This is a genomic window from Bacillus sp. AFS077874, from assembly GCF_002566505.1.
In the GTDB taxonomy this organism is placed as follows: Bacteria; Bacillota; Bacilli; order Bacillales; family Bacillaceae_G; genus Gottfriedia.
Genome location: NZ_NUYF01000022.1, coordinates 37,874 through 59,141, shown reverse-complemented (window position 1 = coordinate 59,141; position 21,268 = coordinate 37,874). Strand labels below are relative to the sequence as shown.

The following is a 21,268-nucleotide window of genomic DNA, read 5'->3' as shown; positions in this document are numbered from 1 at the left end:
ATAATTGGCTGTAACTTCTAGATAGATGTTTAGTCCTTTTTTGAAAGCATCTTTATATGAAGAATTTTTTGTAAGGGGTTTTGATTGAATGAAAGTTTCTAAGATTGTAGCGATTGGAGTAGTAAGTTTTTCAACACTTGTAGGAGCGGCAAATACATCATTTGCAGCTGTTACGTCTCAAGCAAATTCAAAAGCAGTTATTAATTTTACAGAAGGTTCTGGTCCAGTAACACCTGTAGATCCAACTGATCCATCAACTCCGTTAGAGCCAATTGGTCCTACTGATCCAACAGATCCTCCTACTGGTGAGACAGGTGCTTTAACTTTAGACTTTGTTTCTTCAGTTCAATTTGGTTCGAATGAAGTTTCAACTAGTGATAAAGTTTATTCTTCTACATCTAAAAAGCCTTTTATCCAAGTTTCTGACCGCCGAGGTACTGGTGCAGGGTGGAAAGTGACAGCGAAAGCTAGTAAGTTTACAGACGGTATAAAAGAATCACTACCCGGAGCGGTTCTTACTTTTAAAAATGGTTCAGTTGTAACACCAGGTAGTGGAACTGGCCCAACGCCTGCTCAAACGATTACTCTAAATACAGATGGATTAACTGAATCTTCAGTTGTTACTGCTGAACCTGGTACGGGACTTGGTACTTGGTTAACAAGATGGTTAGGTCCAAATCCTGATGTTAATGATGGTGCAGTAAATAATAATGTTACATTAAAAATTCCTGGTGGTTCAGCAACAGTAGGTAATCATGAAGCAATTGTTACTTGGACACTAGTCGATGCTCCAGGTGTATAATTGAATCTACATAAAAAAGCTTAATCAATATTTATTCGCCTGATAGGTAATTTCTGTTAGGCTTTTTATATTTTTCTAATTAAAAATTCTGTATAATTTAATCTGTCGTTAAGGACATCTTAGAAACTAAAGGTGGAGATTTTATTGGAATCGTATTCTAAATTAGCAAGTAGATCAAGTAGGTTATTAGCAATATTGGTTGATGGATTTATAAGTTTTCTTTTTATTTTTGTCATATCGATTATTACTGGAATGACAAAGTTTTCAACATTTTTTAATCCTAATAGAGTAGACGAATTTGATATTGGATCCTCTCTACTATCCATTATTAGTGTCATTATATTTTTTATTTTGATCCCTACATTTGTTTGGAAAGGGCAAACAATAGGAAAGCGTTGGTTAAATATTGCAATCGTTAAGAACGATGATCAAGAAGTAAATTTAAAGACGATGATTATAAGAGAAATTTTTTTCCTTTTTGGATACATAAAAATACCATATTTATCATTAGTTGTAGGTTTTGTTGCATTTGTTGATCCGTTTTTCATTTTTTCTTCTGAACGAAGAACTCTACATGATTTAATTGCAAAAACAAAAGTAATTGATGTTTAAAATAAAAAGAAAGCTCATGGAGCTTTCTTTTTATTTTAAAATTTTCATTTGGCTTATATGAGCACGTGTTTCTTCAGTACCTAATTCATAAATCAACGCATAGGCTTGTTTTAAAAAATAGTCATATCCATCATTGTTTTCTTGGCTCCAATTTGTGATTGGAATGATGAAAGCAGTTTGAATACCTGCTGCTTCATCATAGCTGTCAATCTGATGGAAAATTCTTTCGAGTCTATGTTTTTCATCGATCGTAGCATCGATTTCTAGCTCATAAGGTGCGTCCCCTTGGTTTGGAACAATTGTTTTTGCTTGAACGGATACATAATATCTCCTTTTTTCCATATAGATCTCCCTTTTACGTATTTTTGGTTATCCTTTTTATTATCCTCACCGACCAGTGCTTTATTCAAAATTAATAATAAGCTTGAGTAGAACATAAAAAGGAATTTCATAAATAATATTGAAATATAAATTTGATATTAAGATAATTTATGTATAGATGAGGGGGGAATTTATGAAGGGACTATATCGAGACTTTTTTCTTCATTTCGATATTATTGTAATGGGAGTACTTTTTTTAGTTGGAATTATTTATAGTGTAGGATTACATTTATCATGGCTTACTGTCTTAATTTTCATTATAGGATTAATCTTTTTTATGTTTAGTGAGTATGTAACTCATCGTTTCATTTTTCATTTAAAAGCACCAAAAAATAAACTATTACTTAAATTTATGAAAAGAATTCATTATGATCATCATACGTATCCAGATGATTTGAAATTATTATTTTTACCGATATGGTATAGCATTCCGAATTTAGGCTCACTTTGTATCATATATTTTTTGATATCGAAAGATCTAATTCAAGCGATCGCATTTGGTTCTGGCTTAGTTTTTATGTTACTAGTGTACGAATGGAAGCATTATGTAGCTCATAGGCCAATTAAACCATTAACGAAAGTAGGGCGACAGATTAAGAAGCTACATATCCTGCATCATTTTAAAAATGAAAACTTTTGGTATGGCGTATCGACACCTATTTTTGATGGGATTTTTGGTACATTGAAGGATGAGAAGGAAGTAGTTACAAGTAATACTGCGAAAGCCTTAGAAGAAAGAATGTAAAATGCAAGTAAAAGAGATATTTTGGAGGAATAATGATTTACTTATTATCTTTTTTAATTGGTGGGTGCTACGGTATTATTACCGGTTGTACGTTTTATATCATTAAAATGATCAAAGAAAATGCCTAGTGTTTACGCTAGGTATTTTTGTAGGTTTAAAGCTCCTTTTTTTATGAAAACAGTCCATTTTATAAACTTTTTCTAATAAATTAATATTTTATTAAAATTGAAAAAAGGGTAAATATTTGATTGTTGTGCTTACTATACTGTGAATGAGGGGGGATGATTGTGTCATTGAATCGAACTCATTTAGAAAATGTTTTTAGACAGATAAGAAGAGAGAAATTCGAATGGCTAAACTAAATTACAAAAAAATTATGCTTTTAGGATTTGGATTTTTTGCAATCAGTCTTACTTGGTCAGTCTATAATGCTTTTATGCCAAAGCTTTTAAGCGATTATTTAAAGTCATCTGCTTTAATCGGATTTATTATGACGTTTGATAATTATTTTGCATTATTTTTACAACCTGCCGTTGGAATGTATAGTGATCGTTTAGATACACGATTTGGAAGAAGAATGCCATTTTTAATAGTCGGTATGCCACTTGCAGCATTATTTACCTTTTTAATTCCAGTGCATAAAACACTTTTTATGTTGATCTTTTTTATTGTGTTTATGAATTTAAGTATGAGTATTTTCCGTTCTCCAGTAATAGCACTTATGCCTGATTTAACAAGAGTTGAACAAAGAAGCAAGGCGAACAGTGTCATTAATTTTATGGGTGGAATTGGTGCTTTAATTGCATTCTTTATTGGTTCAATATTGTGGGATTCAAATAAAGGATTTCCTTTTTACTTGGCTGGATTTTTAATGTTATTTAGCTTTCTAATTCTTTTTTTCTTTATTAGAGAAAAAAGAGATGTTCTAAATTATGAGCAGGCTGAAGAAAAGGTAAAGTTAAGAGAAGGTTTTCGTTCAGCTATTCAGAATAAAAGTGCATTATTTCTATTATTAGCAATTCTGAGTTGGTTCACGGGATTTAATGGAATTGAAACCTTTTTTACACGTTATGGGGAAGTTTATTTAGGAGTAAAAGTTAGTGCAGCAGCGTTTTCATTTGCTTTCATATCACTAGCATTTTTAATTTTTGCCATTCCTGCCGGGTTTATTGGAACAAAAATTGGTAAGAAACGCAGCATATTAATTGGTATATTTGGAATTATCATAGGATTTATTATTTTATTTTTCTTAAAAGATTTATTTTTCATTCGATTAGTCTTTTTGATTATGGGATGTTTATGGGCATTAGTAAATATTAATTCTTATCCTTTCTTAGCCGAGATGGCACCGATTGGTTTTATTGGAACATATACAGGTTTATATTATTTATTTTCATCGATTGCCAATATTATATCACCACCATTATTAGGTGCAATTATGGATTTAATTGGATTCAAGTTTATGTTCTTGTATGGTTGCTTCTTTATTACAATTTCATTTTTCATGATGCTTAAAGTAAAAGATAATCATAAAACAGTCGAAAAAAATTCAAATGCATCTATATAAAATTGATGCTTTGAATTTTTTTGGCTGAGTTTTTAAATTTTAAGCTTAGGTTTCACATAATTAAAATTAAAAAACAAATAATAATAAATGCTGATATTTCAGTGTCTATTAAAAGAGAAATTTTGAAATAAACATAAGTTAGGAGCACTACAAAATGACAACTAATATCAATAAATTGATTGATCATACAGTTTTAAAACCTGAAACAACTAAATCTCAAATTGAAAAATTATGTCAAGAAGCAAAAGAACATAATTTTGCATCAGTTTGTGTGAATCCAACTTGGGTGAGTCATTGTGCAAGTTTGTTAAAAGGCTCTGAAGTATTAGTTTGTACTGTAATTGGATTTCCTTTAGGTGCGAATACAAAAGAAACGAAAGAGTTTGAAACGAAGAATGCCATTGAAAATGGTGCAGGGGAAGTCGATATGGTAATCAATATCGGAGCTTTAAAGGATAAGGACTATGACACTGTTGAACAAGATATAGCAGCGGTTGTTAATGTAGCAAAAGGTAAAGCATTAGTAAAAGTAATTATTGAAACAAGTCTTTTAACGAATGAAGAAAAAGAAATGGCTTCAAAGCTTTCTGTAAAAGCTGGAGCAGATTTCGTTAAAACATCCACAGGATTTTCAACTGGTGGTGCAACTGTTGAGGATGTAGCACTAATGAGAAAAACAGTTGGACCTGATATTGGAGTTAAAGCTTCTGGCGGAGTACGTGATATAGCAAGTGTAAATGAAATGGTTAAAGCCGGAGCAACTCGAATTGGTACAAGTAATGGAATCACGATTGTCCAAGGAAACGTAGCAACAGAAGGCTATTGATTCCTTTTAATGGCAAAGGCTGTTAAGTTTCAAACTTGACATTTACCTGTTGACCTATCAATAGTTTATGTATTATAATCGTAAAAGACATGTGGAAAAGTGTTCTTTTTTGCAGTGTTTTATTGATTGGTAGCTTGGAGGGAGGGAAAAGTAAGATGTCTAAAACAGTCGTTCGTAAAAACGAATCTTTAGAAGATGCTCTTCGTCGTTTTAAACGTTCAGTTTCTAAAACTGGTACGCTACAAGAAGCAAGAAAACGCGAATTTTATGAAAAGCCAAGTGTAAAACGTAAGAAAAAATCAGAGGCAGCGAGAAAACGTAAATTCTAAGAGAGGGTGTTACTATGAGTCTTCTCGAACGTTTGAATTCAGATATGAAACAAGCGATGAAGGAAAAAAACAAAGACAAGTTAGCAGTTATTCGAATGGTGAAAGCGTCATTACAAAATGAAGTAATTAGCTTAGGGAATAATGTGACATTGTCAGCTGATCAAGAGTTAACAATTTTAACTCGTGAAGTGAAACAACGTAAAGACTCCCTCCTGGAATTCGAAAAAGCTGGTCGTCAAGACCTTGTGGATAAATTAAAGCAAGAGTTACTGATTCTAAAAGAATACTTGCCTCAACAATTATCTGAAGAGGAACTTCTTGAAATTGTACGTGTTACAATTTCAGAAGTCGGTGCTACATCAAAAGCTGACATGGGGAAAGTAATGAGTGCAGTTATGCCTAAAGTAAAAGGACAAGCTGATGGCTCTTCTGTGAATAAAGCTGTAGCAAGTCTGTTAAAATAAACGTCTATTTATAGACGTTTATTTTTTTGTTTTTTTAGTTACTGCAATTAAAATCTTCGGAAGTGCAAATAAAAATCACGAACTGCAATTAAAACCTTCGGAAGTGCAAATAAAATTTCCTAAACTGCAAATAAAAAAATCAAAACTGCAATTAACTCCTTCAAAATGATGCTTCAGTCCAATAAATTCAGTCTAGAGAAAACTCCAATCAAAAGAGTCAATGGAAAAAATTATTAATATTTTAGTCAATATTTATCTAATTGTGTGATTTATATCACATAAAGAAATGATGTTATTCGGTATGATGAATACAGATAAACAATGCATATGATTAACACCTACTGGTAAAGGAGAGATGAATAATGACACCGTTCGGGGACTTACACAATGATCTTGGGGGAATAGCATTTGCTTTAGGTTGGTTAATAATTGTCGTACCATTCGCATTTACATTAATCTATATTACGAAAGAGATGGCAATAGGTGACGAAGAACGATTACAAGATGAGATCGAGCAAGGGGTTCATGACTATGCTAGATCAATTAAAAAACCACTTATAACAGAAACAAATGATTCACCACAAATAGATACAACTATGGCTAAAAGGCCGTTACCAATTAGGTTGGTAGGTTTGATTGTGAGTGCACTCATCACCTATGTTACAGTCAAAGGGATTTATGGTGATGGGAATAGTGATATAACTTCAATTGGTCTTGTAGTCATGTGGAGTCTGTTCTTTCTCACACAAGGGGTTCTATGGTGGGTTGCTACTTCACAAGGAAAACAAGATGTTTATCAAGATGTTTCATTCCAAAGAAGAATGTAAAAACGTAAATAAATTTAAACCGAGAATAGTTATTAGTTCTCGGTTTTTTTCTTTGTCATAAAACTATAAGAGGGCTCTTGGGAAAGACATTCGACTCCTAAATAATTTGATTGATTTTCCGCACTACACAGACGCTAGTTCCTATAAAACCCAACTTCATCCCCATAAACTAAATCAATAAACCCACTTTTTGAAATCTAAATATTCATCTTAAATTTCCTTTACCATTTTCTTTTTATATCATACCTTCACAAAATTCATCATAAATATGATATGAAAGGGGGAGGAGTCTATCTTGAAAAGATTAGCCCATAATTTAAAAACCTGGATGTCAAGTAAGATGGACTTACCACCAGATGTACTATTGGAATTGCCACGTATTACAATGTTAGGTCAACTACATATTTATATTGAAAACCATAGAGGGTTACTTGTGTATTCGGATAATGAATTGCGTTTGTTAATGAAGCAGGGGCAGTTGTTGATTAAGGGAAAAGATTTTGTTTTGAAGACGATGTTGCCTGAGGAGATTTTGTTGGAAGGCGAAATTGAGCATGTGTATTTTATTAATGAATAGCATCTAGAACTTACACCATGATCAGTCTAATGAACATGGGGGATTTAGGATGAAAAACCAATGGACTTCAAATCTTACGGGGATGGTTCAAGTAAAAGTAATTGGGCTTGGACCAGAACGTTTTTTAAATGATTGTATGCGAAAGGGGATTCCACTTCGTGATGTAAAGAAAAGTGGAACAAATTCGATTACGTTTACAATTGAGTTGAAAGATTATAAACGAATCAAGAATATTCCTCGGAAAAAAGAGTATAAGGTTTATTTTATTGGCAGGAAGGGGCTGCCTTTTGAAGTTAGACGAGCATGGAAGTATTTTGGATTTGTTGTAGGGGTAGTTGGTTTTTTAGTTGTATTATTTTTACTTTCAAATATGGTTTGGCGAATTGATATAAAGGGTGCTTCACCTGAAGTGGAATATAAACTTCGGAAAGATTTAACTGCGATGGGTGTTAAGACAGGCGCATCTCAATTTACTTTACCTAGAATGCAAACAATCCAGAAAAAGCTACAAGATGATAATCCAACATTAACCTGGATCGGTGTACAATTAAATGGGACTACCTTTCATTTTGAAGTAGTAGAAAAGCATATTCCTAAGCCTGAGAAGGCGTTAAGTCCACGTCATATTATTGCAAGTGAAGAAGCTGTTATTTCAAGTATGTTTGTTGAAAAAGGGAAACCTCTTGTAGTAAAGAATGACTTTGTGAAAAAAGGTCAAATATTAGTATCTGGAATAATCGGAACGGAAGAACATCCTATTTTAGTCCCAGCAGTTGGCAAAATCATGGGGGAAGTTTGGAGAGAGGAAATTATTAGTGTTCCTTTAGATACTCCGTTTACGGTTCTTACAGGAGAGAGAAAAACTAGTTATTATATTGGAACTAAGGAAAATCAAATAAAATTTTGGGGTTTTGATAAGAATAAATATAAGTCTTTTGAAGATGAAAGTAGTTCGTATCAATTTAAATTTTTAAAATGGAAATTACCGATCTTTTTTAGTAAAAAAACAACTCTAGAAAGTGAAAAATATGTAAGAACATACTCTAAAGTGCAGGCTGCTCAACTTGGAAAACAAATTGGTAAGAAGGAATTAATGAAAAAGTTAAGTCCAGATGCCAAGATTTTACAAGAAAAAGTTTTGCACGAGTCAATAGACAATGGTAAAGTTAATTTAAGAATGTATTATAAAGTTTTAGAAGATATCACAAAAACGAAAACTATTGTTCAAGGGGACTGAGTAATGCCAGAACAACTACTAACGATTAATCAACAACTAGAGGATCCAAACGAAGCAATTGCCTTATTTGGTACAAACGATAAGCATCTAGAAATAATTGAAAATTTGCTTGATGTTAAGATTGTGTCACGTGGTCAATCTGTACAAGTTTCAGGTACGAATGAAGATGTGAAAACTGTTGAGCAAATCATTCAAGCTCTTTTAGAGGTTATTCGAAATGGAGTGAGTATTACATCGAGGGATGTTACGTACTCAATTCAGATGGCTAAAGAAGGAAGGCTGTCATCATTTGCTAGGTTGTATGACGAAGAAATTATTAAGAATTCAAAAGGAAAACCAATTCGAGTTAAAACTTTTGGACAAAGACATTATCTTCGTGCAATTCAATCAAATGATTTAGTATTTGGAATTGGACCTGCTGGTACAGGTAAAACATATCTTGCAGTTGTCATGGCTGTTCAAGCATTAAAAAATAATAAAGTAAGTAAAATTATTTTAACAAGACCTGCTGTGGAAGCTGGAGAAAGTTTAGGATTTTTACCAGGAGATTTAAAGGAAAAGGTTGACCCATATTTAAGACCATTATACGATGCTCTACATGATGTTTTAGGACAAGAGCATACTGTACGTTTAATTGAAAGAGGAACGATTGAAATTGCACCTTTAGCATACATGAGGGGACGTACTTTAGAAGATGCCTTTGTCATTTTGGATGAAGCTCAAAATACGACAATGGCTCAAATGAAGATGTTTTTGACCCGTTTAGGATTTGGCTCTAAAATGGTTATAACAGGTGACCCTTCACAAATTGATTTACCTAAAGGAGTAAAGTCTGGTTTAATATCAGCTCAAAATACACTTAAAGGTGTTGAGGGGATTGGTATGACAATCTTAGAACAAACTGACGTAGTTCGTCACCCACTAGTACAAAAGATTATTCAAGCTTATGATTTAGCAAAAGAATGATTCGTAGTGACCCTACATTGATAGGGTCATTTCGTATTTTTATGATGAGGTGCATTTCTAGAAAGGGGAAACAATGAATAGTTTGCAAGCTTTAATTCAGCGTTTTAAGAATCAAACTCTTGTCATATTACTATGTACTATTGCATTCAGCTTATTAAGTTTTCTTCTTTTAGTTAGTCATGTTAGACCGGTAAAATACGACATTCAGCTATTATCAATTGCTGATGATAATATTTATTCACCTATCACGATTGAGGACAAAGGAGCTACGGCTAAAAAACGACTTGAGGCTGAATCAAGAGTTGAGGATGTATATAAGTACGAGGAAAGTTATACACAAAAACGTATTGACATAGTAAATTCAATTTTTGATATTGTAACAGAAGTGAAAAATAAAAATGCCAATAGTGATAATCCTACAGGACAAGCATTAATTGATAAAGAAACAAGTGATGTTAAGAAAAAACTGCCTGACGATATTCGTAAAAGCTTAGAAGATAGTGTATTTAGTGCATTAATAAAATCGTCTGAAGAACAGCTAAATATTTCTAAAGCTTCGTTAAATACTGCGATTAATAATGTGATGTCTGAGGAAATTACAGCGAATCAAATCGAAGAATCTCGAGGAAAGTTAAGAACTGAATTATCATATGTAAGTATTAATCCTTCACTAAAAGATGCGATGATCGCTATAGGCGATTTTGCTATTGTTCCAAACTACTTTTATGATGTCGAAGCGACAAAAGAAAGAAGACGTCTAGAAAGTGAAAGTGTAGATAGTGTCTATATTTTACAAGGACAAGTCTTAGTTAAAGCCGGAGAGACAATTACAAAGGAAAAATATGATCAGTTAAAATTAGTTGGTTTAATAAAAAACAAACAATCGATTCAACCGTATATTGGATTAATTTTATTAATTGGAGTATTGGCGTACTTCGTATTGAAGCAAACGGCAAGTTTAAAAGAAAAAGGGAATATATACATCGTTACATACTATAGCATTGTAATTTTTACAATCTTAATTTTGAAAATTGTAAGCTTGTTTCAAAAAGTTGAGTTTTCTGGCCTTGTATATGTAGCTCCAGTTGCGATTGGGACTTTATTGATAAAGTTTTTATTAGGCAATCGATATTTAATGGTATCGTCGATTATTTTCTCTATTTGCGGTAGTTTAATGTTTAATGAAGATGTAAATGGCGCAATTAATTACTCGACTGGAATCTATATTTTATTTAGTTCGATCACCGTTTTATTTTTAAATGAGGTTAAAAATAAGCGTTCAATGATTCTCCATGCGGGATTTTTAATTTCGCTTGTTAATATTGCAACCCTGTTTTCTTTAATCTTAATTCGGAATGGTCAATATTCATCAGTAGAAATTGGGATTTATTTATTAATGGGACTTACTTCTGGAGTTTTATCAAGTGTTATTACGATGGGGATTTTACCTTTTGTAGAAGATTCGTTTGGAATGGTGTCCTCATTTAAACTTGTTGAGTTAGGTAGTCCAAATCATCCTTTATTAAGAAAAATATTATTAGAGGCTCCGGGTACATACCATCACAGTATAATGGTTGCAAATTTAGCTGAAGGTGCTTGTGAAGCAATCGGTGCAAATGGTTTGTTAGCTAGAGTAGGAGCTTATTATCATGATATTGGTAAAACGAATAATCCAGGATTCTTTATAGAAAATCAAATGGGTGGTCATAATCCTCATGATCGAATTAAACCAATTCAAAGTAAAGATATCATTTTAAGACATGTAAGTGATGGGGTAAAAATACTAAAAAAATATAATTTGCCAAAAGATATTATTGATATTGCAGCGGAGCATCATGGTACAACTTTATTAAAGTATTTTTATTATAAGGAAAAAGAGACGAATCCTGATGTTAAAGAAATTGATTTTAGATATCCAGGTCCAAAAGCTCATTCAAAGGAATCTGCTATTGTAGGAATTGCTGATAGTGTTGAAGCAGCAGTTCGTTCGTTAATGGACCCTGATATGGAAAAAATCGAGGTATTAGTTTCTTCCATTATGCATGATCGTTTGAATGATGGTCAGTTTGCAATGTGTGAATTAAATTTAAAAGAATTACATATTGTTGAGAAATCATTGTGTGAGACTTTAAAAGGAACTTTCCATTCGAGAATACAGTATCCAGATGAAAGATAAGGTGAGATAATGGTTGAACTAGAAATTGATTTTATAGATGAAACAAATGAAGTGACTAAAGAACAGCAATCTGATATAAAGGGTTTACTAGAGTGCGCACTTGAATATGAGGGTGTAACGGGTGAAGTTGAAATTGCGGTTTCATTTGTAGATGATGAAAGAATTCATGAAATTAATAAGGAGTATCGAGAGAAAGACCGTGCTACTGATGTTATTTCGTTTCCAATGGAAGAATTAGGGGAAGGTGAAATTGAAATCATTGGAGTGGACTTACCGCGTACTTTAGGTGATATTGTCATTTCGATTCCTACTACTAAGAGACAGGCTGAGGAGTATGGTCATTCGTTCCGCCGTGAATTAGGTTTTTTAGCAGTTCACGGATGTTTACATTTACTTGGTTATGATCATATGAATGAAGCCGATGAGAAAGTGATGTTTACAAAACAAAAGGAAATATTAGAAAGATATGGCCTTGAAAGACTCTAAAAAAAGAGCGCCATTACTTAAATCTTTTGGTTTTGCATTTAGTGGTATTTATAAAGTCATTAAGGATGAAAGAAATATAAAAATCCACTTATTTGCAGCATTTATTTCAATCGGCCTTGCGTTTTATTTACATATTAGTCGAATAGATTGGTTAATTCTTCTGCTTATTATTACAAGTGTCATTTCGCTAGAGTTAGTTAATTCCTCAATTGAAGCAGTTGTAGATTTAGCATCACCTAATAAACATCCTTTAGCAAAAAAAGCAAAGGATGTGGCAGCTGGGGCGGTGTTAGTCGCTGCAATCGTTTCAATCATTATAGGTGCTTTGCTATTTTTTCCGTATTTTACTATACTACGTTAATAAGACCCCACTTTCGTGTTCGGGCTTATAATAGGAGGCTACATAAATGGATAAACAACAACTTATAAATGAAGCGATAAAAGCTAGAGTAAACGCATATGTACCATATTCGAAATTCCAAGTTGGTGCAGCTTTACTAACAAAGGATGGTCGAGTTATTCATGGTTGTAATATAGAAAATGCATCATATGGTCTAACGAATTGTGCAGAGCGAACTGCATTATTCAAAGCATATTCAGATGGTATTACAGAGTTTTCAGCAGTAGCAGTTGTCGCTGATACCGAGGGACCTGTTGCTCCTTGTGGGGCATGCCGTCAAGTTTTATTTGAACTTAGTGGTCCAGATACAGTCGTATATTTATCAAACTTAAATGGAGTAATCCAAGAAACAACAGTAAAAGAATTATTGCCAGGAGCATTTACATCGGAGGATTTGAATGAATAAAGAAAGTTATAAATCAGGTTTTGTCTCAATTATAGGTAGACCAAATGTAGGGAAAAGTACATTCCTAAATCGAGTAATAGGTCAAAAAATAGCTATAATGAGTGATAAGCCTCAAACTACTCGTAATAAAATTCAAGGCGTTTTTACAGAAGATGATGCACAAATTGTCTTTATTGATACGCCAGGAATCCATAAGCCAAAACACAAGCTTGGTGATTTTATGGTAAAGGTAGCTCAAGATTCGATTAAGGATGTTGATGCTACGCTATTTATGGTAAATGCCAATGAAGGATTTGGTCGTGGAGATGAATTCATTATTGAGAAGCTGCAAGGAAGTCGTAGTCCAGTAATTTTAGTTATTAATAAAATTGATACAATTCATCCTGATCAATTATTTGATTTAATCAATAAATACAAAGATTTATTCCAATTTGCTGAAATTGTTCCGATCTCAGCATTACAAGGGAATAATGTCGATCGCTTATTAAAAGTTATTAAAACTTATTTACCAGAAGGTCCGCAATATTATCCTGCAAATCAAGTTACAGATCATCCTGAAAGATTTATCATTTCAGAATTAATAAGAGAAAAAGTATTGCATTTGACTAGAGAAGAGGTTCCACATTCAATTGCTGTTATTATTGAGCAAATTGAAAGAAGACCAGAAGGAAATGCAATATACGTAAATGCAACAATTGTCGTTGAAAGGTCTTCCCAAAAAGGAATCATTATCGGTAAGCAAGGTAGCATGTTAAAAGAGGTTGGCAAGCGTGCTCGTTTAGATATAGAAAACTTGCTTGATACAAAAGTATTCTTAGAGTTATGGGTTAAGGTTCAAAAAGATTGGCGTAATCGTATGTCTCAATTAAGAGATTTAGGTTTCCGCGAGGATGAATATTAAAAAGCAAAAATCAAGGGACTAGGGCTTAGCATCAGGGTCTAATAATATTACCATTTGTTCAAAAAAGCCCAACATATTTTTCTGGATTTTGCAAGCTTTTTATTTGTTATTTTAATAAATTTTATACACATGAAAATCGGGAGAGAAGGTCACATTATAAGTAAGCAGGGAAAGTAATTGGCTATAGGTAATGAGCAATGAGTTGTAGCTATTCTTGAAAGGTGGTTTCTCAATGTTGAATTTTACCTGGGATGTCTTTTCTAAAACTGGAAATGTTGAGACATATTTATTGTTTAAGCAGCTTGAACAGGAACATGTGGATCAGAAAAGTTACATTGATGAAGAAATAGCTGATATTGATTCCCTACATACTTAACCTTCATCCAATTGGATGGTGAGTTAATTGTTACAGCGTGTAGAAGGAATTGTATTACGGGCAAACGCTTATGGAGAATCAAATGTTATTATTACTCTCTTAACAAGAGAATTAGGTAAGATAGGAGTTGTGGCAAGAGGAGCAAAGAAGACGAATAGTCGACTTGCTTCTGTTACACAACTCTTTACATATGGGTCGTTTTTGATTCAAAAAGGATCCGGTTTAGGTACATTAAGTCAAGGAGAACTGATTGATTCATTTCGTGAGTTAAGAAGTGATTTAGTTGCAACTGCGTATGCTTCAATTGTTGTAGAGCTTACTGATAAAGCGGTTGAAGAGAAAAAAAATAATCCGTATTTATTTGAATTGGTCCTTCAATTACTACAGCACATGAATGAAGGTGCAGACGCTGAAGTTTTGACTTATTTATTTATGACAAAAATGATTCCTGTATTAGGATATCACCCATTTTTTGATCAATGTGTGAATTGTAGATGTAGTGCAAATGAAAATATATTTGTAGCCTTTTCTGTTAAAGAAGGTGGGTTTTTATGTCAGCGTTGTAAACATACTGATCCATATGCTTTTTCTGTTACTGAAAAGTCGGTTAAGTTAATGAGATTATTTTATCATTTTGATGTAAATCGACTTGGAAAAATTGAGGTTAGTGAAGCAACAAAGAAAAACTTACAACAAATTTTATTTTCATACTATGATGAATATAGTGGAATTTATTTAAAGTCACGCAAATTTTTAGAGCAATTAAAAAATATGGATAATTTTCTGAAAACAAATAAAAATTCAGAAACCTAAGGAAGGAAATAGGCTACCTATTTCCTTCTTTCTTTTTTAAATTGTAAAAATAGTATATAATATTTATTAGAGAGTATAACATATTGGATAGTTAGGGGTGAGGGAAATAGAACTGACAAAGCGACAAACTCAAATACTTGAAATTGTAAAAAATAATGGACCAATTACAGGTGAACATATAGCTGATCAGCTAGCACTTACAAGAGCTACGCTTCGCCCGGATTTAGCTATTCTTACAATGACTGGTTTTTTAGAGGCAAGACCACGAGTAGGATATTATTACACAGGAAGAACAAGCGGTGCACAAGTCATTGACAGAATTAAAAAATTGACTGTAAAGGAATTTCAGGCTATTCCTGTTGTAGTAGATCGAAGTTCATCAGTATATGATGCGATAGTTACAATGTTTCTTGAAGATGTAGGAACGTTATTTGTTGTTGATCAAAATTCGATATTAACAGGAGTACTCTCGAGAAAAGACTTACTCCGTGCAAGTATAGGAAATAAAGATTTGCATACATTACCCGTAGATATTATCATGACGAGGATGCCAAACATTACAATTTGCTTTAAAGATGATACAATTTATAATGTAGCTAAGAGTTTAATTGAAAAACAAATTGATGCTGTCCCTGTTGTTCGTGAAAGTGAGCATGGACTTGAGGTTATTGGTCGATTTACAAAAACAAATTTTACTCGTGCGATTGTAGACTTAATGAACAATGATATGTTTTAGTAAAGTTAAGAGGTGAACATATGGGCAATTCAATCGTTTATGTTGTATCAGATTCTGTTGGTGAAACAGCAGAGCATGTCGTAAAGGCGGCTATTAGTCAATTTCATCAAAAATTCGAGATTAGACGTGTACCATACGTTGAAGATAACGCAACATTAATTGAAATAGTTCAAGTAGCAAAAGAAAATAATGGTATTATTGTATTTACATTAGTAAAACCTGATATGAGAAAGAAATTATTAGAGGAATCGCAAAGTGCTGGTGTAATCGTATATGACTTAATCGGTCCATTAATCGATAAAATTTCAACGATTCATAAACTTGAACCTAGAAATGAACCTGGTGTTGTTCGTAAACTAGATGAAGATTATTTCCAACGTATAGAGGCAATTGAATTTGCTGTTAAATATGATGATGGAAGAGACCCAAGAGGTATTGAAAAAGCTGATATAGTCTTAATCGGTGTATCGAGAACATCAAAGACTCCTTTATCACAATATCTTGCTCATAAAGGATTTAAAGTTGCCAATGTGCCTTTAGTTCCAGAAGTTGATCCACCAGAACAACTATTTAATGTTCCGAAAGAAAAGTGCATAGGACTAATGATTTCTCCAGAAAAGTTAAACCATATTCGAAAAGAAAGATTAATTTCATTAGGACTTCACGATGGAGCTAGTTATGCTAATATTTCAAGAATTGAAGATGAACTAAAACATTTCAATAATGTTGTTAAACAAATTGGCTGTAAAGTGGTAGATGTTTCAAGTAAGGCAGTAGAAGAATCCGCTAATGTAATATTAAATTTCTATTACCAAAATAAGCAGATTAGATAATTTTTTTGAAATTAAAAATGATCGATCTTTTTAGACTGACACATTAGAGTAATCTAATGTGTTTTCATCTTTTTTAAATAGGGAATTAGTTAAATTAGGATTGTATGTAAAAGTTAAAATTCTTTAGTACTTATTGCTAGATTTCCTAATTAAAATAGATTATAATAAAAAATTGTATGAAATGAACTAATTAATAGGTTTAACTTTTTATACTTACGAATAAACTATGAATATGTGCTTCCTAGTTTATTGAAAGATGGAAATAAAACTACATAAATCGATACATGTTTTGAAGGAATTACAAAAGACGTGTAGAAATTAATCATAAGCGATAAATAAATGGGTTAATGAAAACCAGAACTAGCAGTTGGATGCAATGCTTATGAACTACTGTTTAGCACTTCTTTTTAGATAATTAATAATTCATATATGATTTAATAAAGTGAATTGACTTAAGTTTAAAATATATGGAAATATTTTTGTCGAATCATGAAGGAATACAGTGAGTTTTATCGAATAAAATAGTATATGGAGCTGTCAGTATGGGAAACAGAATTCCCGATGAACTTGTCGAGCAGGTTCGTCAGTCAGTTGACATAGTTGATGTAGTAAGTGAGTATGTTCCTCTGAAAAAACAAGGAAGAAATTATTTTGGACTTTGTCCTTTTCATGGAGAAAGCACACCATCTTTTTCTGTGTCTCCTGAAAAACAAATTTTTCATTGTTTTGGATGCGGTGCTGGAGGAAATGCGATTTCTTTCATTATGCAGCTTGAAGGACTTAACTTTCAAGAATCTGTCCATCAGCTTGCAAAAAAGACAAATATCACTTTACCTACAGATACGGTTGACACAGTCAAGAATCCACAAGCTACTGAGCAAGGCATTATGCTTGAAGCTCATGAGTTTGTCAAAAAGTACTATCATCATCTATTAGTTAACACAACAGAAGGTAAACAAGCATTAGAATACCTACTTAACAGAGGAATTTCTAGAGAGGAAATAAAGCATTTTGAGCTTGGGGTTGCTTTAGATTCTTGGGATGCTGTTACTAAGGTGTTAGAAAAACGTGGCTATCCAATGCCAATCATGGAGAAAGCTGGTCTAGTTGTTCGAAGTGAACGTGATGGTAATTACTATGATCGATTTCGAAATCGATTAATTTTTCCAATTCATAACCATCAAGGAAAAATTGTTGCATTCAGTGGAAGAATAATGGGTGAAGGGTCACCAAAATATTTAAATAGTCCTGAATCTTCAATTTTCCATAAAGGAAAATTATTATATCAATTTTACCAAGCAAAGAATGTCATACGAAAGCAAAATCGGGCAATCTTGATGGAAGGTTTTGCAGATGTCATTTCTGCGTTTAGAGCTGGTGTCCATGATGCAGTTGCAACCATGGGAACATCATTAACAGAGGATCAAGCGAAAGTCTTGAAAACATCTGTTGATCAAATTATTATTTGTTATGATTCAGATCAGGCTGGTATTAACGCAACTGAAAAAGCAGCTAAAGTTCTTCAAAAAGAAGGATTTACAATTAAAGTAGCACAAATGCCTGATGGCTTAGATCCTGATGAATATATAAGACAATTTGGTCCAGAAAAATTTAATACCTCTATTATTGAAGCTAGTGTATCATTAATGAGTTTTAAAATGCAATATCATCGAAAAGGAAAAAATCTTTTAGATGAAACTGTTAAATTTCAGTATATAAAAGAAATGCTACAAGAAATTGCTAAACTAAGTCAACTGATCGAACAAGATTATTACTTAAATCAACTCTCAAAAGAGTTTTCTATCTCGATTGAAGTACTTAAGAAGGAATTTGGACAATATAGTAATCAGGCAAATCGTATATCTAATGTAACAGAAGTAAAAACTGATATCAAACGCGATATTACTACTAAGACACTTCTTCCTGCACATGTTAGAGCTGAACAATTACTTTTAGCTCATATGTTAAATAGCAGTGACGTGGCTGAAAAAGTAAGACAGCAATATCAGGGTCTATTCTACAATAATGATTATTCCGAGATTATAATCCATCTTTATGCTTATTATGAAGAGGGCAATGAGTCTAATATTAGTAAATTTATGAATTACCTTCCTTCAAAAAGGTTACTTGAAGTAGTTTCAAAAATTGTCAATTTACAGATAGCACCTGAACTAACAGAGCGAGAGTTAAAGGATTATTTAGATGCATTAAACAACTATGATAAACAACAACGTATACGTGAAAAAGAAATAGATCTGAAAAAAGCCGAACGTGAAGGAGATTTTGTAAAAGCTGCAACGATTCTCCAACAAATCACACAGCTAAGATCTAGTATGAAATATGTTAAATGATTCGCGAACTTTTCGAAGGAGGGGAACAGATGGCTGATAAATCGGCTCGTTCTAAAGATACGGAAACAGAAGTAACACTTGATCAAGTAAAAGCATTATTAATTGAAAATGGTAAAAAACGTGGTGTAATTACATATGAAGAAATTGCAGATCGTTTAAATGGATTTGAAATTGATTCAGATCAACTTGAAGAGTTTTATGAGCAACTAGGTGAACAAGGTATTGATATTGTTGGTGACGCTGATGATGAACCTAGAGGAACTCAATTAGAGAAGGAAGAAGAATTTGACCTAAATGATTTAAGTGTTCCTCCTGGAGTAAAAATTAATGATCCAGTACGTATGTACCTAAAAGAAATTGGCCGAGTTGATTTACTTTCTGGACAAGATGAAATCAATTTAGCGAAACGTATTGAAGAAGGCGATGAAGAAGCGAAACGACGCCTAGCAGAAGCGAACTTACGATTAGTAGTAAGTATTGCAAAACGTTATGTAGGACGTGGTATGCTGTTCTTAGACCTTATTCAAGAAGGTAATATGGGATTAATCAAAGCCGTTGAAAAGTTTGATTATCGTAAAGGTTATAAATTTAGTACATATGCGACTTGGTGGATTCGTCAAGCGATTACTCGTGCAATTGCAGACCAAGCTAGAACAATCCGTATTCCAGTTCATATGGTGGAAACAATTAACAAATTAATTCGTGTTCAACGTCAATTGCTTCAAGATTTAGGTCGCGAGCCATCTCCTGAAGAAATTGGTGAAGAAATGGATTTACCACCAGAAAAAGTTAGAGAAATCCTTAAAATTGCTCAAGAGCCAGTTTCATTAGAAACACCAATTGGTGAAGAAGATGATTCACACTTAGGTGATTTCATTGAAGATTCTGAAGCAACTTCACCAGCTGAGCATGCAGCTTATGAAATGCTAAAAGAGCAATTAGAAGATGTTCTTGATACATTAACAGATCGTGAAGAAAATGTTTTACGTTTACGATTTGGTTTAGATGATGGACGCACACGTACTTTAGAAGAAGTTGGTAAAGTATTTGGAGTTACACGTGAGCGTATTCGTCAAATCGAAGCAAAAGCTCTACGTAAATTACGTCATCCAAGCCGAAGCAAACGTCTAAAAGATTTCTTAGAATAGAATGTTTAAAAAGAGTTTATCCTTTATTGGGTAAACTTTTTTATTTTCAACTAAAAAATAAAAAAGGAAAACGTTTTAATTAGTAAATATGTCACAATAAAAATTTTGTCAAAATATATCGAATGTCCGTACTAAATATATAATTGTAGTGCTATGCTACATACTAAGTAATGCTAAAACGGTTGATCTTTTAATAATTTATTCTAAAGATGAATCAAAGGATAATTTAAGCAAAAATGGTTATTATAAATTATGGAGACGCTAGTAGTAATTCCATCATTTTAACAATTGGATACCTATTTACTTTATTTTACAGAATTGTCTTTAAATTTGCAAATACTCATTTTCCCTACTTTTTTAATAATTTTTATAATTAGTTCAATACTACTAAATATTAAATAAATGGTTTGAAGACATATTACCTATATCGTAATAGCAATTATTTATTAGAGTTTTTTAATAGAATGGGTTAAATCTTTTGCTTAAGCTTTTTGTGAAAATGATTAAATTTAAAATAAAAGTTTAATGGGGTAACGATGGTTTTAAATGGTTTCTTAAAAAAACTTACTTATTTCATTTATCAAGAGGTGAGTTTATACAAATATAATTTGTAATTATGCTATATAGAACTTAATTCTTTATAGTAGGAAGGTTTATATAATTTTGAAATCGTTTAACAATTTTTAAATTTATCCAATATAATACTTTTTTTATTGTTTTTAATCGTATACAATAATAATGTTATAGTAATTAATTTTATTTTTTTAAGGGGTTACATAAGGGGGATCATAATGAAACGAAATCCATTAATTCCTTTTGCTCTAATTGCAGCACTAGGAATCGCAGTCATGCTAATTATTTCATTAAAAGGAGCAAAACAGGCTGATGAAATTGCCAACGGTGATAAAAAACCGGCGCAAACAGCATCAACTAAGCCAGATGAAATATATGCTCAAACATGTGTTAGCTGTCATGGTGATCAATTACAAGGGGTTGTAGGACCAAACTTAACTAAAGTAGGTTCAAGATACTCAGAAGATCAAATCAAAGACATTCTTAAAAACGGTAAAGAAGGCGGAATGCCAGCTGGTTTACTACAAGGACCACAATTGGATGCTGTTGCTAAATGGTTATCTGAGAAAAAATAAGCAAGCATATAAAATGACCTCTTCGTTAGAAGGGGTCATTTCACTGTTTAATCAAATTTATAATAATTTGATTTTCAGACTGCTTGAAAAAGCTTTCTTTCGAGGCGCGAAGGTCGAAGAGGAGCGGAGTTACCTAAGACGGTAATAAGCACCGCAAGCGG

The 21,268-nt window shown here is 32.6% G+C and carries 24 protein-coding genes; 23 read left to right on the top strand and 1 reads right to left on the bottom strand.

Annotated elements, in window-relative coordinates; translation table 11 throughout:
• Positions 1-88: 88 nt before the first annotated feature.
• Positions 89-802 carry a WxL domain-containing protein gene (locus tag COJ46_RS18660; RefSeq protein WP_097974227.1) on the top strand — a complete coding sequence of 238 codons (714 nt, stop codon included), beginning with the start codon at positions 89-91 and terminating at the stop codon, positions 800-802.
• A gap of 144 nt (positions 803-946) precedes the next feature.
• Positions 947-1,414 carry an RDD family protein gene (locus COJ46_RS18655; RefSeq protein ID WP_176522454.1) on the top strand — a complete coding sequence of 156 codons (468 nt, stop codon included), beginning with the start codon at positions 947-949 and terminating at the stop codon, positions 1,412-1,414.
• Positions 1,415-1,444: 30 nt separating this feature from the next.
• Here the strand turns inward: COJ46_RS18655 and COJ46_RS18650 are convergent, their stop codons facing one another.
• Positions 1,445-1,756, bottom strand: coding sequence for a hypothetical protein (locus tag COJ46_RS18650; RefSeq protein ID WP_097974231.1), 312 nt, complete (start codon positions 1,754-1,756; stop codon positions 1,445-1,447).
• Positions 1,757-1,928: 172 nt separating this feature from the next.
• On the opposite strand from COJ46_RS18650, the gene COJ46_RS18645 reads away from it, so the two are divergent.
• From COJ46_RS18645 to cccA, 21 genes are all read left to right on the top strand, one after another.
• Positions 1,929-2,540 carry a sterol desaturase family protein gene (locus COJ46_RS18645; protein WP_097974233.1) on the top strand — a complete coding sequence of 204 codons (612 nt, stop codon included), beginning with the start codon at positions 1,929-1,931 and terminating at the stop codon, positions 2,538-2,540.
• A 349-nt stretch (positions 2,541-2,889) separates the two neighbouring features.
• Positions 2,890-4,107 carry an MFS transporter gene (locus COJ46_RS18640; RefSeq protein WP_097974235.1) on the top strand — a complete coding sequence of 406 codons (1,218 nt, stop codon included), beginning with the start codon at positions 2,890-2,892 and terminating at the stop codon, positions 4,105-4,107.
• 154 nt (positions 4,108-4,261) lie between these two features.
• Positions 4,262-4,933, top strand: a complete 672-nt coding sequence (gene deoC, locus COJ46_RS18635) for a deoxyribose-phosphate aldolase (protein ID WP_097974237.1) — start codon at positions 4,262-4,264, stop codon at positions 4,931-4,933.
• Positions 4,934-5,088: 155 nt separating this feature from the next.
• Positions 5,089-5,262 carry a 30S ribosomal protein S21 gene (gene rpsU / locus COJ46_RS18630; RefSeq protein ID WP_003152957.1) on the top strand — a complete coding sequence of 58 codons (174 nt, stop codon included), beginning with the start codon at positions 5,089-5,091 and terminating at the stop codon, positions 5,260-5,262.
• 14 nt (positions 5,263-5,276) lie between these two features.
• A complete protein-coding gene (locus tag COJ46_RS18625) occupies positions 5,277-5,726 on the top strand; it encodes a GatB/YqeY domain-containing protein (protein ID WP_069034181.1) in 450 nt (149 codons plus the stop codon).
• 362 nt (positions 5,727-6,088) lie between these two features.
• Positions 6,089-6,553, top strand: coding sequence for a hypothetical protein (locus COJ46_RS18620; RefSeq protein ID WP_098566189.1), 465 nt, complete (start codon positions 6,089-6,091; stop codon positions 6,551-6,553).
• A 328-nt stretch (positions 6,554-6,881) separates the two neighbouring features.
• Complete coding sequence (gene yqfC / locus COJ46_RS18615) at positions 6,882-7,130, top strand: sporulation protein YqfC (RefSeq protein WP_088011443.1); 249 nt, start codon at positions 6,882-6,884, stop codon at positions 7,128-7,130.
• Positions 7,131-7,179: 49 nt separating this feature from the next.
• Positions 7,180-8,367, top strand: a complete 1,188-nt coding sequence (yqfD, locus tag COJ46_RS18610) for a sporulation protein YqfD (RefSeq protein WP_098566188.1) — start codon at positions 7,180-7,182, stop codon at positions 8,365-8,367.
• A gap of 3 nt (positions 8,368-8,370) precedes the next feature.
• The gene (locus tag COJ46_RS18605) at positions 8,371-9,333 is read left to right on the top strand and encodes a PhoH family protein (RefSeq protein ID WP_097974242.1); all 963 of its coding nucleotides are present in this window, start codon (positions 8,371-8,373) and stop codon (positions 9,331-9,333) included.
• 73 nt (positions 9,334-9,406) lie between these two features.
• Positions 9,407-11,509 carry an HD family phosphohydrolase gene (locus tag COJ46_RS18600; protein WP_098566187.1) on the top strand — a complete coding sequence of 701 codons (2,103 nt, stop codon included), beginning with the start codon at positions 9,407-9,409 and terminating at the stop codon, positions 11,507-11,509.
• Between the two features lie 9 nt (positions 11,510-11,518).
• Positions 11,519-11,995: an rRNA maturation RNase YbeY gene (ybeY, locus tag COJ46_RS18595; protein WP_097974246.1), complete on the top strand. Its 477-nt coding sequence runs from the start codon at positions 11,519-11,521 to the stop codon at positions 11,993-11,995.
• Positions 11,976-12,356 carry a diacylglycerol kinase family protein gene (locus tag COJ46_RS18590; RefSeq protein WP_098566186.1) on the top strand — a complete coding sequence of 127 codons (381 nt, stop codon included), beginning with the start codon at positions 11,976-11,978 and terminating at the stop codon, positions 12,354-12,356. The genes ybeY and COJ46_RS18590 overlap by 20 nt, the downstream gene beginning before the upstream one ends.
• Before the next feature lie 46 nt (positions 12,357-12,402).
• The gene (locus COJ46_RS18585) at positions 12,403-12,801 is read left to right on the top strand and encodes a cytidine deaminase (RefSeq protein WP_097974249.1); all 399 of its coding nucleotides are present in this window, start codon (positions 12,403-12,405) and stop codon (positions 12,799-12,801) included.
• A complete protein-coding gene (era, locus tag COJ46_RS18580; RefSeq protein WP_097974251.1) occupies positions 12,794-13,702 on the top strand; it encodes a GTPase Era in 909 nt (302 codons plus the stop codon). The genes COJ46_RS18585 and era overlap by 8 nt, the downstream gene beginning before the upstream one ends.
• Before the next feature lie 232 nt (positions 13,703-13,934).
• Positions 13,935-14,078, top strand: a complete 144-nt coding sequence (locus COJ46_RS18575; protein WP_069034173.1) for a YqzL family protein — start codon at positions 13,935-13,937, stop codon at positions 14,076-14,078.
• 27 nt (positions 14,079-14,105) lie between these two features.
• Positions 14,106-14,891 carry a DNA repair protein RecO gene (gene recO / locus COJ46_RS18570; RefSeq protein ID WP_097974253.1) on the top strand — a complete coding sequence of 262 codons (786 nt, stop codon included), beginning with the start codon at positions 14,106-14,108 and terminating at the stop codon, positions 14,889-14,891.
• Between the two features lie 97 nt (positions 14,892-14,988).
• The gene (ccpN, locus tag COJ46_RS18565) at positions 14,989-15,627 is read left to right on the top strand and encodes a transcriptional regulator CcpN (protein WP_097974254.1); all 639 of its coding nucleotides are present in this window, start codon (positions 14,989-14,991) and stop codon (positions 15,625-15,627) included.
• A gap of 20 nt (positions 15,628-15,647) precedes the next feature.
• Positions 15,648-16,460 (top strand): pyruvate, water dikinase regulatory protein, encoded by an 813-nt coding sequence (locus COJ46_RS18560; protein WP_097974256.1) that lies wholly within the window; start codon positions 15,648-15,650, stop codon positions 16,458-16,460.
• A 542-nt stretch (positions 16,461-17,002) separates the two neighbouring features.
• The gene (gene dnaG / locus COJ46_RS18555; protein WP_097974257.1) at positions 17,003-18,811 is read left to right on the top strand and encodes a DNA primase; all 1,809 of its coding nucleotides are present in this window, start codon (positions 17,003-17,005) and stop codon (positions 18,809-18,811) included.
• Between the two features lie 29 nt (positions 18,812-18,840).
• A complete protein-coding gene (gene rpoD, locus COJ46_RS18550) occupies positions 18,841-19,959 on the top strand; it encodes an RNA polymerase sigma factor RpoD (RefSeq protein ID WP_069034168.1) in 1,119 nt (372 codons plus the stop codon).
• A gap of 791 nt (positions 19,960-20,750) precedes the next feature.
• The gene (cccA, locus tag COJ46_RS18545) at positions 20,751-21,107 is read left to right on the top strand and encodes a cytochrome c550 (protein WP_056474948.1); all 357 of its coding nucleotides are present in this window, start codon (positions 20,751-20,753) and stop codon (positions 21,105-21,107) included.
• Positions 21,108-21,268: the final 161 nt, after the last annotated feature.